Genomic DNA, 15,122 nt, shown 5'->3' with positions numbered 1-15,122 from the left:
TCGCGGTATAAGCGATGTACACTCGCTTATACCGAGGCACGCAAAACAGTATAAAAAGGTACTTCTAAACGACTTTTCAATCCATCCAGAATACTGGTAGCTGCATATTCGCCCATCAGGCGGAAATCTGTAGAAATGGTTGTGATACCGTTTAATATAAATTTTTTAAGCGGAGTTTCGTTGTAGGAGATTACCCCAATATCTCGTCCAATTTCCAGCCCTTTTACACTCACTTTATCCAACAGCCGAAATAAGTCGTCTTCCGCTAGGTTAATATAACAGGTTTCTTTTTCTATAGGTTCTTCATCCAGATCACCAACCAACAAATGATCAAAAGCATATTCCTGGCAAAATTTATAGAAACCCTTGATAATGGTTTTTGGATAATCGCTATTATCCGGAAAAACCAATTTGAGCATACTGTATTTGGAGAGTGGCTCCCGGATAGACTCCAATGCTTCGTATATATCTTTCTCATGGTTTTCACATACAATCGGAAAATCTCCATGTACGCCATCCACATCACGTCCCAACAACAACAGCTTGTCGGTTGGGATAACAGACAGTACTTCTGCCGCTTTTTCTCTTCCTTCCTTAAAGTAGGGAAAGACAACATAATAATCGTAGGGCTGAGACAAATTTTGTAGTAGCGTGCGTAGCTGGGTAATATCACTATTGTATACAAAAAGGTCTATGGAAGCCTCGCCGCCTAACTTCGCTGCTAATGCATCGTAAACAATCTTCTTATGTGCACTTAACTTGTTTAAGAATACAGCCGTTCGCAAGCGAAAGGAGTGTTCCTTCGCAACAAAATAACCTTTCCCCGGAGAAGACTTAATAATCTCCTCCTGACGTAATTTACGATATCCTTTCTCCACCGTATCCCGTGCAATTTGCAATTGGTAACTTAGATCATTAATAGACGGAAGTGCATCACCGATTTCAACGACCTTTTGCTTAATCGCCTCCACAATTGCATCAGCTACCTGTACGTATTTAGGGGTCGCAGAAAAATCGTTGATCTTAATCATCTTAATCAGTGCGGCATTTATGGTACCGCGTGCACGTGAGGAAATATATAAAGTTTCCATGTTACTATAATTTAAGGTTGGTTAACAAATCTTGTTATTTTATCTCCATGATATTGAATCCGTTGTTTATATAGCGTGATCAGCGTTTTACAAAGCTATTCCGAACAACAAACCTTAGCCAGTAAAAAATGCTCAAATTCCCTGTAAAAACGTCTCAACCCTGCCGAATTTGATTTATCAGGATGGAACGGGACAGCACTATCAAGCTTTTTTTGTATTTTAGATCATTATGTCAGGGGCTATGCTAATCGAAAAAAAAACAACAATCATAACCATGTTTCTTGTGCTGCTAACGAGCATAGGATTACATACTCGTGGTCAGTTCCTGCAACTCAAATTTGATCATATTACATCTGAAAATGGCTTACCCCAAAGTACCATACACGGTATAGCAAAAGATAAGTATGGCTTTATGTGGTTCGGCACCTGGTCTGGACTTTGTCGATACGACGGCTATAATATACGTGTTTATCGGTATGACGCATTAAATAGCAGAAGTCTAATAAATAGCCGTATACATAATATTCTCGCTGACAACAAAGGAGATTTATGGATATCCACATTCGACGAACAAACGTTATGCCGTTATAACTATGAAACAGATGATTTTGATCGTCTCTCCTTGGAAGATTGCCCTCCCGAACTAAAAGATAAAATAAACCGACGGAACCACCGCCTTCAAGTGAATGTTAGCTATGAACAAACAAGATGGCATTTAGACAACCTTTCAACAACTTTGGTGGAAACGCATCTTCCGTCCGGAAAGCAAAAAACATATACCGTTGATGCCGGGAATCCGTGGTCGATAAACGATGGATACGTTAGCGACATTTTCCTAGACGAACAACATGTTATCTGGCTCGGAACCTACAGCAATGGCATTAATCGCGCCTATCTGGACGCTAGTCCTTTTCATTATCTTTATCATTATCCAGATCGACCGAATTCTCTTGCCGAGAATATCGTTCGTTCCATTTCCGAAGACAAAGATGGAAATCTATGGGTCGGCACACGAAGTAAGGGAGTTACACTCGTCAAAAAAAATGGAGAATATCAACATTTCCAACACGATCCACAGACCCAGCATTCCATTCAGAATAACTATATTAAGAAGGTTTTTTGTGATACGGAAGGTTATACTTGGATTGGAAGCCAAAATGGTTTAGATCGTTACAACCCACGTTTGGGTTTTATCGAACGCATCCGAGATTCCGCGATAGTGAATATCGGTGTGTACGGTATGGCGGAAGATTCTGATGGGGATATCTGGTTAGCGACTTGGAATGGTATCTCTAAGTTCGATCGTCACCGCCAAAGCGTAGAAACCTTTGATCTAAGCAATGTGCTTACGCAACAGCATGTATGGAGTATTTTCGTTGATTATAAAAAACAAATATGGGCCGGAACAGAAGGCGGAGGAGTCTTTATTTTTAAAGAATCCAATGACGGTCGGCTAGCCCTTCTACGGACACTGCATCATGGCAATCCAACGACTACTTCTATAAGTGATAATAGAATATACAGCATGTTTGAGGATAGCGAAAACCGAGTTTGGATTGGAACAGGGAATGGTCTAGATTGCTATGATCCGCAGACGAACCAAGTAAAACAACTCTCTCTCCTTGGCGATGCGTGGCCCAAGGGTACCATTGCTGGCATTACCGAAGATGATAATGGTTTTATTTGGGCTAGTCATAAACAGGGTATTTCACGAATAAACAAAAAAACGCTAGATATCCGTACCTTTTCAAAACAAGACGGTTTGCAGAGCAACGAATTTGCCGATGGTGCGGTGTACCGGAGTACCCGTGCGAATAGACTTTATTTTGGAGGGAACAAGGGGATAAACCATTTCTGTCCGGATAGTATCCGGACAAATAAAATAGCTCCGAAAGTTGTACTAACCGAACTCCGAATTCTCAATCAACCTGTGGAAGTGAATCAACAGATAAATAACAGGGTGGTATTACAGCGTCCGCTGTACCTAAGTTCTTCTATAGGGCTAACGCATGAAGATAAAAGTATTAGTATTGAGTTTGCTGCCCTGCACTTCGTCAATCCAGCAGGCAATCAATATGCCTATATGTTGGAAGGTTTTGACAAGGACTGGATATATGGAGATGCTAATAAACGCGTTGCCAGTTACTCTAATCTTGCTCCCGGCAACTATACGTTCAAAGTAAAAGCTTCTAATAGCGATGGGATATGGGCAACCGTACCCACCGAACTGTCGATCTCTGTCGCTCCTGCTTTTTGGGCGAGTCAAGGAGCTTATAGCCTCTATACGCTTATTTTTCTCCTGTTACTATACGCATTCTATTATTACATAACCCGCTATACCAAGCTCAAATCAAAGCTTAATTACGAAGCTATTCTACATGAAAAAGAGCGGGAGCTCCACGAAAGTAAGGTTCAGTTTTTCACCAATATTTCTCATGAGATAAAAACACCACTTACCTTAATCCTCTCACCTATACAACAGTTGAAAACATGGGGAGGACAAGATTTACGGGTACAAGAGCAACTTAAAACGATGGAAAACAATGGCCAACATCTTTTAAAAACCGTAAATCAATTATTAGATATACGACGTTTTGAGACGGGGAATGAAGAACTCCATATGGAGCAAACGGAATTAATCTCCCTGATACAGCAGGTTGTTGACTCTTTTACGCAACAAGCTCGCCAGAAGAAGATACATCTTAAACTCGCGTCATCGAAACCGGCCATTTATGTGACATTAGATGCGGATAAAATAGAGAAAGTCTTGTACAATCTATTATCGAATGCGCTTAAGTTCACAGACAGCGGCGGTATGATCAAAGTTCGTATCCAGCAACAGGAAGCGCATTTATACATAGACGTCATCGACAATGGAAAAGGTATTTCGCCGGAAGATCTCGACCGTATTTTTAAACCTTTTCTGCAAGGTAAATCTACCGTACCGGGCGGCACCGGCCTTGGCCTGAGTTATAGCAAGACGCTCATCGAAATGCACGGCGGAAAACTGACAGTGGAAAGCCGTACGAATACGAAACGGAATAAGCTGACCTTATTTCGCATTGTATTACCGCAGACACCAAAGGTCGCAGGACCCTACGACGAGTTGGAAACGCTACAAGATACCCCTGTTTCGTCGACAAATGTCTCGCCTGCCGAGATCCCCGAAGAGCTCCCTTCGCTTCCACGACAGTGCACCTTGCTTTTAGTAGAGGACAACGATCAAATGCGGAGCTATCTGGCTCAATTCTTCCGCAGTAGCTACCATATACTCGAAGCGTCAAATGGTGAACAGGGATTAACACTAGCACGAAAACATGTACCTGATTTGATTATCAGTGATGTCATGATGCCCAAAATCGACGGTATATCTTTTACCCGTCAAGTAAAATCGGATGTATTGCTCCGTCATATTCCCGTTATTCTACTGACTGCACGGACCTGGGTTGAGTATGAGTTAGAAGGGTTAGAAACCGGAGCAGACGACTATATGGTTAAACCTTTCTATTTACCTGTACTCGCGCTAAAAGTACGAAATCAGCTCCTAACCCGTTTTCATATACAGGAAAAGTTTAAACAACAGGTTATCGCTATCGAACCAACAAAAACAACCCCACAATCGCCTGACGAAGTCTTATTACAAAAAGTATTGGCTTATATCGATAAACATATACAAGACTCTGATTTAAAAATCGAAGACGTGTGTCGCGCAATCGGACTTAGCAGAGCGCAACTTTACCGAAAAATGAAAGCGTTGACGGGCTACACGATGAATGATTTAATTAAAGAGATTCGCTTAAAACGCGCGCAACAGCTCCTTAAAGACAATAAATTTCAAATCAATGAAGTCGCGTATATGGTCGGGTTCAATGATCCGGAGTATTTCCGAAAAACGTTTAAAACAAAAATCGGATGTTCGCCCAGTGCGTATGCCAAACAATGCCAAACATCTTCGTCTGATGTATCGCAGGACAGCACATAACGCCTTTACACAAATAATCCTATAAATTGCAGGGTCAACTTATTGTATATCGTTATGATGAAACCTGCGCATCTTATTTTTTTATCCTTTTTGGCTATCTGCCTTTCTCTTTCGCGAGTTTGTTGCCAAGAAAAACCCCTTACGGAAGACTGGCGTACCAAAGTCGGCGCGCAATCACAACCGACAAAAATCAAAGAATTTATCGTTAACGATTATGGGGCTAAAAACGACGGCATAACATTAAACACAAATGCTATTCAATCGGCTATCGATGCCTGTGCCAAAGAAGGAGGCGGTCTCGTTCGCTTTCAGTCAGGCGCTTATCTTACCGGTTCTATATTTGTAAAAAGTAATGTCCACCTGCGTATAGACAGTGGTGTTACGTTACTAGGAAGCCAAGACATCGACGATTATAAGGTAATTGATACACGTGTAGCTGGTATTGAGATGGAATGGCCGGCAGCGTTAATTAATATCCTCCATCAGGAGAATGCCGTTATTAGCGGGAGAGGACTCATTCATGCACAGGGCAAACCCTTTTGGGAGCAATATTGGCGGATGAGAACAGAAGAATACGAACCGAAAGGTTTACGCTGGATTGTAGATTACGACGCACGCCGTCCACGTACCATCCTCGTATCAGATGCAAAAAATATAACCTTAAAAGATCTGGAAATACAACAAGCAGGCTTTTGGACGGTACAGATTTTATATTCCTCCTATGTCACTGTGGATGGTTTAACGATCAATAACAACGTGGACGGCCATGGACCAAGTACGGATGGCATCGATATTGACTCCTCGTCCTGGATTTTAGTGCAGAACACGGATATTGATTGCAACGATGATAATTTTTGTATCAAAGCAGGTCGTGATGCTGACGGTTTACGTGTAAACAGACCGGCTGAATACATTGTTATTCGGGATTGCTTTGCCCGTCGTGGAGGTGGATTACTCACCTTGGGTAGCGAAACCTCTGGCAGTATCCGCCATGTTTATGCCTCCAATATCCAAGGTTCGGGCACCAAAAACTGTCTGAATATCAAGTCGGCAATAACCCGTGGCGGGACGGTAGAACATATCGTACTGGAAAATGTCAAAATGGACAGTGTAGGCGTTGCCTTGCAGATAAACATGAACTGGAATCCGACGTACAGCTATTCTACACTGCCGGAAGGATATGATTATGAAAAAATCCCAATACATTGGAAAAAGTTGTTACAACCCGTGGAACCTGCTGAGCGGGGCATCCCAACTTTTCGGGACATCACGATGCGTAATGTACATATCAAGGGAGCTAGCAGAGCCATCAACGTAGAGGGGCTTCCTTCCTCTTGGGTAGAAGGTATCACCCTGCAGCGTGTATCTATCGAAGCCAAAGAAGCTGGCAAAATCCGTTACAGTAAAAACTGGGATATACAAGATTTCAACCTTGTAAGTGAAGATGGTTCGACGATAGCAAAAGAGCATACAACCGGCATCTCGTTATAAAACTTCATGGTCACTTGAATCATCAACAGCATAAAGGCTCTTGATGTCTTTTGAAAACAGAGACTTTCAGAAAAAAAGCGCGTAGACTTTACATCTACACGCTTTTAAAATAAACACTGTATAATAAAAGTCTTGATCTACGCGCGATAATAGCGTAATTCGATAATGTCGCTCGGAACGGATTGTCTATTCCATTGGTCATGAATCACTAAGGCAGCGCCGATAGCCGTAGCCTGCGCCATCGATGCGGCATATAACTCGATATTACCGAACGTTCTGGCCAGTAAGTTCATAAAGATATTATTCTTACTAAAACCACCATCTACGAAAATCCGTTTGATCCTCTTTTCTGCTAATATAAGACGGGTAGAAGCCACTTGTGCTTCGACGAGGTATAGCATAAATGCATGGTACGCCTCTACGTAATCCTCAAAGTTATCCAAATCAACTTGTCCAAAAGCATCCAGACTAGATGGAATTTCCTTCCCTACACTAAGTTTATCTATTAATGACCAATCAATTTCAATTTGCTTAAAGCGGCCCGTCGTTACCTGAAAGTGCTCCGCAATACGTTTTGTCTGCACGTCATGCTCATAACCAGCAAACAAACGAGAGGCTTTCACCGGCGTACCGGCGTAGGTCATGTAAAACAGACAATCTTTTTCTAACTGCTCTTTGGTTAATCCCTCGTCATTAAACGGATTTAGTGAAATACACCAAGTGCCCGTAGAAATCAGAATAAAAGGTTCATGGAAATTTAGCAGGTACGGAATTAATGCCGAAGAGCTATCATGCAGCCCTACACCCACCTTATAAGTGCTTCCTGGAAAAGCAGCCGAAAACACTTCTTCTCCTTTGACAACGGGTGCTAGTTTCTGTTCGATGCCTGTATCTTTCACCCATTGGTGATAATCATTCTTATCAAAATCCCATAATGCAGTATGACAGCCGATACTGGTCATATCCGAATATATCTGTCCGGAAACTAAAAAACTAAGGTATTGTGGTAGATGTACCGCATATTTCATTTTTTCGTATACTTCCGGCTTTTCCTGTTGCAAACGATATACCTGAAGTCCCGAGTTCAAGCTGCCCAACGCTGGCGATGCTGTCTTTAACGAGAAGTCTTCTACTCCACCATAGTTATGGTACAATTGATCTTCTAAAGCTTTCGGATAGGTTTTGAGATAATTATACAAAGGGGTCAATGGTCGCCCGCTTTCATCTAAATAGACAAAACTGGCACCATACGAAGTGAAGTTGATCGCTTTGATATCAAACTCGTCCAAACGAAAAACTTCATGAAGCGAGTCGAATACGGAGAGACGTAAACTTTCGAGATTTTCACATGGGTCTCCATCTTCGTCTACAGTCTCCAAAAACCGAGCTGAGCGTTCAAAAACAATATTATAACGCTCATCAAACAAAAACAATTTTTTGTTCGTCTTCCCTACATCGAAAATAGCGACAACTGGTGTACGCATTTTGAAAATTTAAAATTAGCTAAAAATGATCCGCCAATAAGGCGGATCAATTGAAAAAATTGTGTCTTACTCTTTGTGGCTACAATCCCGTCGCTACGGTATTGCTGCCGCGTTCTTCGATTAGGCTATTTCTGATACCTAATTCGTTAAACAACGTTACAGGGTTTAAGGCACCTCCTTGGCGCAAGCGCGCCTCGGCAACCAATGACCGTACGTCCGTACGGAATACATCTTGCAAAATCTCTTGTGCACGCACAACGTCATTTTGTTGTTGGGCTTCTTTTAACGCTTTGCGATCCACTAACAGCGCCTGTGCATAAGCAATCTTAATCGCTTCTACCGATTGCAATAGGTCTACTAATGGATCTTTTAAGTTGTGTGATGCATCAATCATCCATCCCAGGCCTGTCGCATGGTCGATTCCTCGTGCGTCCATTCCATCGACCAGTTCACTAAAAATTAGGAATAACTGATACGGCTTGATACTTCCTGCCGTTAAGTCATCGTCTGCATATTTACTGTCGTTGAAATGGAAACCACCCAACTTACCTTCCATCAGCAATAAAGAAACGATCTGCTCAATATTCGCATTCGGCAAATGATGTCCCAAATCCACTAAAGTATAGGCTTTATCGCCCAATTTGCTAGCGAGTAACAGCGATTGTCCCCAGTCTGCTATCGTTGTCGAATAGAAGTTTGGTTCAAAGGCTTTGTATTCGACAAACATTTTCCAATCTTCTGGTAAATGTTTATAAATCTCTTTCAAACTTTCTAACGTATTTTGGAAAGCCTCGCGAAAATTGAGCTGGCCCGGAAAGGAAGAACCGTCAGCCAACCAAACGGTCAATGCTTTTGATCCTAATGCTATACCATGTTTGATCACTTCGATATTATGATCGACCGCTTGTTTACGAACTTTTGGATCAACATGGTGCAAAGAGCCAAACTTGTAACTGTGCTCTTGGCCAGGCTGATCTTGAAACGTATTGGAGTTTACTGCATCAAAACCCAAACCGTGGGAAGCTGCAAGTGCTTTTATCTTTTCGGCATCTTGCGGAATATCCCATGGAATATGGAGTGAAATAGCCCCGCTAGAACGGTTCAGTGCGTGCAATAATCCAACATCTTCAATCTTCTGCTCTAACGTTCCTGGCTCACCCTTACCCGAAAAGCGGCCAAAACGAGTTCCACCGGTACCCAATGCCCAACTTGGAATAGCAATATTGAATTGTTGCAACTTATCCATTATTTCTTCGGCATTCGCGATGTTTTCGGTCGTGTAGGAGAAAGCACGTTGGTGCTTCTCCACGAATTCACGATTATGTTGTTCTATCGTTTGATTATCTAGCTTCATCTGTTTAAATTTAAGTAAAAAAACTAACGTACGAAGGCCATGGCAACGCCACCATCTACGTTTAGTACGTTTCCGGTCGATTTATTTAGATTTCCACCAACAAATGCAAAGCATGCATTTGCGATATCATCCGGTAAAATAATTTCGTTTAGCAGTGTACGCTTCGCGTAATAAGCTGGCAATTCCTCTACCGTAATACCATAAGCTTTGGCACGACCTTCGGCCCATCCACCAGCCCAAATATTACTATCGGAAATTACCGCATCCGGATTTACCACATTGACACGAATCCGAGCTGCGCCCAATTCCGCAGCATTCAAACGGCTAAGGTGAAGTTGCGCGGCTTTCGCACTACCGTAGCCCGCATTGTTAGGACCACTTACTAGGGCATTCTTACTCACGATATTGACAATATCACCACCAATATGTTGCGCTTTCAATACGTGTGTTGCTCCTTGGGTCACGAGGAACTGTCCCTTCACCAAAACGTCATATAGTAAGTTCCAATCTTTTTGCGTATGGTCTTCAATGGATTTAGAAATCGACAAGCCCGCGTTGTTTACGATAATATCTATACCACCAAAAGCTAATGCAGCTTTCTTCAATGCTTCTTCTATTTGCTCTTGGTTGGTCACATCTAATATAGCCGTTGCTACGGCATCTTTGCCAAATAGTTCGATAAATTCTTGTTCCGCACCCGCAAGACGTTCAGCGTTCAAGTCGTTCAACAATACAACAGCGCCTTCCTGCGCAAATTTCTTCGCTATCGCTTTACCAATCCCCCCGGCACTTCCAGTAACCAATGCGATTCTACCAGATAGTGCTTTCGGCTTCGGCATCCGCTGAAGTTTCGCTTCTTCTAACAACCAATACTCGATATTAAAGGCTTCTTGTCTAGGTAATGACGTATATTCACTGACAGCTTCAGATCCTTTCATCACATTGATCGCGTTGATGTAGAATTCCGCTGCTACCCGTGCCGTTTGCTTATCTTTTGCAAAGGCAAACATACCTACACCTGGATACAAGATAATAACTGGGTTCCGATCGCGAATAGCCGGACTATTTGGGTGCTTACAAGTCTCGTAATACTCGGTATACATCGCCCGGTAGTCTTCGAAAAGGGGTACTAATTGCGCCTTCACAGCTTCTACATCGCTCAAATCTGCACCTTTATCTAAGTTTAAGATAAGGGGTTGTATTTTTGTCCGTAAAAAGTGATCCGGACAGCTCGTCCCTAACGGAGCTAGACGCTCCAAATCGTTTGAATTGATATATTCGAGCACTTTTTCATCATCCGTAAAATGACCGATCATATGGCGTTCGCTCGAACAGAAACCTCTCAAAATCGGGGCTAGCGCAGCTGCTTGTTCCTTCCGTGCATCAGCCGGTAGACTGTCTACTTTTTGACCACCAAACACGGGTCTTGTCTTACCATAGTTCTGTGCTAAATACTCCGCACAGGTTTCGATAACATCTAATGAATTCACATAGCTTTCATAGGCCGTATCCCCCCATGTAAATAGCCCATGCGACCCCAACATAATTCCACGAATACCTGGATTTTCTTCCAGACAAGCTCGCAATTGCAATCCAAGATCAAATCCTGGCTTCTGCCATTCCACCCATCCGATCGTACCGTTAAAAAGCTCTTGCGTAATTTTTTTTCCATCTTTCGCTGCCGCAATCGCAATGGCAGCATCTGGATGCAAGTGGTCAATATGTTTGAACGGGAGGAAACCATGTAACGGCGTATCAATCGACGGAGCTTTTGAAGCCAAATCAAAGATACAGTGGTTGAACAATTCCACCATTTCATCTTCGTGTTCAATACCACGGTATACATTCTCCAAGTTGCGCAGGCGCTCTACATATAACGCCGCCAAGCCCGACTTCTTCAGTGTACCGATATCACCACCAGATCCTTTGATCCACATCACTTCCACCTCTTCACCCGTCAATGGATCTTTATCAATTGTTTTACACGATGTATTTCCACCGCCATAATTTGTAATGCGCAAATCTGACCCCAACAAATTGGAGCGATATAACAATAAAGCAACTTCATCACCTTCTAGTGATTTTGCTTTTTGTTCGTCCCATAGATAGTTTACATGTTTGTATTCTTTCACGGCTATTTAAATTTGATATTTTATTATTCTAATGTTTTTGCTAATCCAACAATACAAATAGACAGGATAATCGTCGCAATACCAGCTATAATAGAGGTATAGGTCGATTTATTCACCCCTTTCCATTCTTTTAAGATAACACCCCAAGCATTGGCGATCAAAATGATAAACGCCATATGGAGAATCCAGGAGCTCGCTCCGTTTCCGAGACGGCTTTCGCCCATACCGTAGAAGAAAAACTGTAGATACCAAGTCGTTCCTCCCAATGCACATAGCAAAAGGTTCTTCCGCAGCGGAGCTGTTTTATTCGTATAATCAGAAAATGTTTTGTTTTTTGTCAATAAATAAAGGCACCAGATCACATTCGTTGTGAATCCTCCCCATAGGATGACGACGTAACTCACGTTATTTTGATACAGGAATTCGCCCTGATTAGGATTTGCTGCCTTCCAGAGTTGATTCGCAACATCCGCCAGTGGTTTTCCGGCTTCGATACCAAAGTTAAAGCAGGCACTCAACACGCCGGATACAATCGCCACGACAATTCCTACTCCGAAATTGTACCCCAACTTTGCTTCTGCTGACAGGGAGGCTAAACTTCTTTCTTTTAAGATCCCTGCACGTCCACAGAGATATATTCCCACTATACAGACCAAAAGCCCTATCATTACACAGATTCCTGCGTTTGTGGTAAAGAAATAATCGATACCTTGTTTACCGGGCGATTGGTTGAAAAAATAGTAAATAGCGGGCATTAACGAGCCAAATACCATACTCAAGCCCAACATGACACTACTACCTAACGACACCCCAAGATAACGTACGCCCAAACCATAGGTCAGGCCACCGATACCCCATAAGAGCCCAAATAAATACGTGTAACCTAAGGTTGACGCATCCGCTTCCCGGATGATATCTCCAAAATTCGGGATCGTAAGCCAAGCCGCGATGGGTGGCACAATAATCCAAGAAAAGAGTCCCCCGAGAATCCACATTGCTTCCCATGACCATCCTCTTACTTTCTTGTAAGGAACATAGAAGCTACCAGACGCAAAACCGCCTATAAAGTGGAATAAAACTCCAGCTAATGCATTCATAAATTATGTATTAAATAATATATCGATTCTTCATAAGAACGTTCCAAGGTAAAAGGAATAATAGAGAAAACTGTTATGTTCTGTCATGTATCCCGTCGTTCAATTTGTTTTCCATGGGTAACGTGTGTTATCGATTATCGTCCAAGCATATTGATAACATCCGCTGTTCGCTTCTCTGGTAATACCCGTAGATCGACGAGCTTCCCGTTACGTAATTTGCCTTCTACCGTTGTTTGATGGGGGGCATGAAGCTTGAAATCTACGTCCCATTCTACTGGCCAAGCCGGGAAAAGGTAGAGTTTATCGTCCACTGCCTGCAATAACATTTCTTGTAGGCCAATCATGCCTGACCCTCCCCAATTATGATCTGGAACCCAATCAAAACCAGGCCCCCAAAAGGTCGGAAAACGTCGATCCGCATTTTTTAATTTAAGGGTGGTAAATTTTTTAGCTTCTGCTGTTAGTCCTAGGCGTGCGGCAAAAATATTATCCTGTTTCCAGCCAACATGACTCCTGAATTTTAACACATCGGGATCGTCATGAAAGGTATTTAACGCGACGTCCATATCCGGTCTTCCCACGCCATATATCCCCCAAGGATATACACCATATAGCTGTGGTGCTTCTGTATTATTAATTCGAGCCCATATTTCAGCCGGTGCCAACATTTTCTTCCCATTTAGTACTCTAGTGGGTAAAGGCGGTATCTTTTGCTGGAATTCCTCCAGATAAGTTCGTAATGAATCATTTACCACTGCTGCGGAAAGTGACAACATCCTTCGGGTAACTTCTTGCAATGCGGCTACCGTCGTCGATGCATTGTAGGCCATTTTATATGTTTCTGCCGAAGAACCGGGATAGAAAACCAAATGCCCGTTTTGATCTAAAACCTTACTTCCAAGTTTTTTTGCCTGATATTGATAGTGCTCGTCGAAGAATCGCAAACAGCTTTCTATAAAAGGAATATAAGGACGGATATCGGCATCGTTGTAATGAGCTGTTTCCAGCATCATCATACAGAATTCCAGTACCGTATCCCACTGATGCTCCAACCAAGCATTATATTCAACGCCCTTATCATAATCTTCGGGTCGTTTCCAATTATATTCTGCCGGGTTCGGCAACCCAAAATTCTCAATCTGCTCAGTAAAGCTCGCACCATCGTGACCCCAATATACTTTCGATCGCCATTCCGCGTTGCGCTGTATCCGTTGGTAAAACTTGAACTGCGCTGGCATCATATCAAAGTCGCCACTTTTTAGCATAGGCCAATATACCAAACGTTGGTTTTGCGCCGTGTGGGTTCCTCCTCCCCAATTGCGGAAGTCAGGTGTAAAATTCATTGTGCTGTCAATAGATGATGGATCGTACGTGAACAATCCACCATTAAATTTTGTCGGATATTCACCATAGGCATTTGCGGCCAACATAAAGCGGAAAAGCTGATAGTTACGGCCCACTTGCCAACGCTCATTATGCTCATCTGGTGTAGTGGGTTGTATGCGAATATAGCTTCTATCCCAGAAGTTGCGCCACCATTCCAGATTCCGGCTCTTCGTGCGGGATTTTGATTCCTTCGAATAGGCCAAATCCTTTAGCTGTTGCTGCCAATCGGCTAACGAAACCGGCCCCGCTACATGTAATGACACCTGCAAGGCGTGTTTGGCAGCAGGCTTTTTGCTTTTCAGCACCCAAGCTTGATAGTCGGTATCCATATATTTACCCGAACGCTGTTCGACGAAGGTAAAATCCTGACTTTGCAACATTCCGCCCGAGATCAACCCGTCGAGTGGATTGTATAAAGAATCCTTCACCGATTCCATCCCTTGCTGTCGCACGACAATATCAAATACGCTACTATCCGAATTCTGGTGGAAAAACACCACTTTATCATCTCGCGTATAAATGCTATCCCGTTTTGTCACCACCTCATGTGGAGGAGCCCATTTCCACGAGTTGGCATTATTTTCTCTCTTTTTAGGAAAGCGCTCTTTATAACGCCAACTTTCGTAAGCGGCTTCCACCGCCATTTTTTTATTCGCCTGAATATCCACGTAAACATTTGGACGCTCCACGTCGACCCACAAAGACACTTCCGCCTTTATACCATGATGTTCTCCCGAAATAATAACCTGCCCCTTATCCACCTGCAACTGTTGCTTAAATACGGTACCTTCAAACGGGTTAGGATAAAGTTTTAGACGTACCCGACCGAGTTTCAATAGGGTGTTATTTTCATCAAAAGCGCCCGATTTACCTAAATAGAAAAGAATGTCGCCATTTTCTACCCATACATTCAGACCTATATCCCCTCCCCCCAATGGCATGGACTCTCCGGAATGTTTACTCGGTTTATCCCAGGTGATATAATAATCTTCCCAATTAAATTCCTGTGCATATACCGTAGCGCTAAGCTGCACACAGCCGATCAATAATACGATAGCAATATAGGCTAATCTATTCATCCTTATTTCATTTTTTGCGTCTGTTC

General features: G+C 42.8%; 8 protein-coding genes. 2 read left to right on the top strand and 6 right to left on the bottom strand.

Features of this window, described 5'->3' with window-relative positions; genetic code table 11:
- Nucleotides 1-26 precede the first annotated feature (26 nt).
- Nucleotides 27-1,091, bottom strand: a complete 1,065-nt coding sequence (locus H8B17_RS03680; RefSeq protein WP_223816343.1) for a GntR family transcriptional regulator — start codon at nucleotides 1,089-1,091, stop codon at nucleotides 27-29.
- Between the two features lie 241 nt (nucleotides 1,092-1,332).
- On the opposite strand from H8B17_RS03680, the gene H8B17_RS03675 reads away from it, so the two are divergent.
- Entirely contained in the window at nucleotides 1,333-5,073 is a 3,741-nt protein-coding gene (locus H8B17_RS03675) for a hybrid sensor histidine kinase/response regulator transcription factor (protein ID WP_223816342.1), read from the top strand.
- 54 nt (nucleotides 5,074-5,127) lie between these two features.
- Complete coding sequence (locus tag H8B17_RS03670; RefSeq protein WP_223816341.1) at nucleotides 5,128-6,564, top strand: glycoside hydrolase family 28 protein; 1,437 nt, start codon at nucleotides 5,128-5,130, stop codon at nucleotides 6,562-6,564.
- Between the two features lie 137 nt (nucleotides 6,565-6,701).
- Here H8B17_RS03670 and H8B17_RS03665 read toward each other — a convergent pair whose 3' ends face one another.
- The 5 genes from H8B17_RS03665 to H8B17_RS03645 all read right to left on the bottom strand — a co-directional run bounded on the left by H8B17_RS03665 (nucleotide 6,702) and on the right by H8B17_RS03645 (nucleotide 15,096).
- Nucleotides 6,702-8,048 (bottom strand): FGGY-family carbohydrate kinase, encoded by a 1,347-nt coding sequence (locus tag H8B17_RS03665; protein ID WP_190307793.1) that lies wholly within the window; start codon nucleotides 8,046-8,048, stop codon nucleotides 6,702-6,704.
- A gap of 79 nt (nucleotides 8,049-8,127) precedes the next feature.
- Nucleotides 8,128-9,402: a TIM barrel protein gene (locus tag H8B17_RS03660; protein WP_190307792.1), complete on the bottom strand. Its 1,275-nt coding sequence runs from the start codon at nucleotides 9,400-9,402 to the stop codon at nucleotides 8,128-8,130.
- 23 nt (nucleotides 9,403-9,425) lie between these two features.
- Nucleotides 9,426-11,534, bottom strand: a complete 2,109-nt coding sequence (locus tag H8B17_RS03655) for a bifunctional aldolase/short-chain dehydrogenase (RefSeq protein WP_190307791.1) — start codon at nucleotides 11,532-11,534, stop codon at nucleotides 9,426-9,428.
- A gap of 23 nt (nucleotides 11,535-11,557) precedes the next feature.
- Nucleotides 11,558-12,631 carry an L-rhamnose/proton symporter RhaT gene (gene rhaT / locus H8B17_RS03650; protein ID WP_190307790.1) on the bottom strand — a complete coding sequence of 358 codons (1,074 nt, stop codon included), beginning with the start codon at nucleotides 12,629-12,631 and terminating at the stop codon, nucleotides 11,558-11,560.
- Nucleotides 12,632-12,765: 134 nt separating this feature from the next.
- On the bottom strand, nucleotides 12,766-15,096 hold the full coding sequence (locus H8B17_RS03645) for a DUF5703 domain-containing protein (RefSeq protein ID WP_190307789.1): 2,331 nt from the start codon (nucleotides 15,094-15,096) through the stop codon (nucleotides 12,766-12,768).
- Between the last annotated feature and the right edge of the window lie 26 nt (nucleotides 15,097-15,122).

Source organism: Sphingobacterium arenae, assembly GCF_014692505.1.
GTDB lineage: Bacteria > Bacteroidota > Bacteroidia > Sphingobacteriales > Sphingobacteriaceae > Sphingobacterium > Sphingobacterium arenae.
Note: the sequence above shows the minus strand (reverse complement) of the source record. Positions and strands in the feature narration are given on the sequence as shown.

Excerpts from the sequence above, each read along its gene's own strand:
- H8B17_RS03660 (WP_190307792.1), bottom strand. The coding sequence starts at position 9,402 with ATGAAGCTAGATAATCAAACGATAGAACAACATAATCGTGAATTCGTG.
- H8B17_RS03645 (WP_190307789.1), bottom strand. The coding sequence starts at position 15,096 with ATGAATAGATTAGCCTATATTGCTATCGTATTATTGATCGGCTGTGTG.
- H8B17_RS03665 (WP_190307793.1), bottom strand. The coding sequence starts at position 8,048 with ATGCGTACACCAGTTGTCGCTATTTTCGATGTAGGGAAGACGAACAAA.
- H8B17_RS03670 (WP_223816341.1), top strand. The coding sequence starts at position 5,128 with ATGATGAAACCTGCGCATCTTATTTTTTTATCCTTTTTGGCTATCTGC.
- H8B17_RS03680 (WP_223816343.1), bottom strand. The coding sequence starts at position 1,091 with ATGGAAACTTTATATATTTCCTCACGTGCACGCGGTACCATAAATGCC.
- H8B17_RS03675 (WP_223816342.1), top strand. The coding sequence starts at position 1,333 with ATGCTAATCGAAAAAAAAACAACAATCATAACCATGTTTCTTGTGCTG.
- rhaT (WP_190307790.1), bottom strand. The coding sequence starts at position 12,631 with ATGAATGCATTAGCTGGAGTTTTATTCCACTTTATAGGCGGTTTTGCG.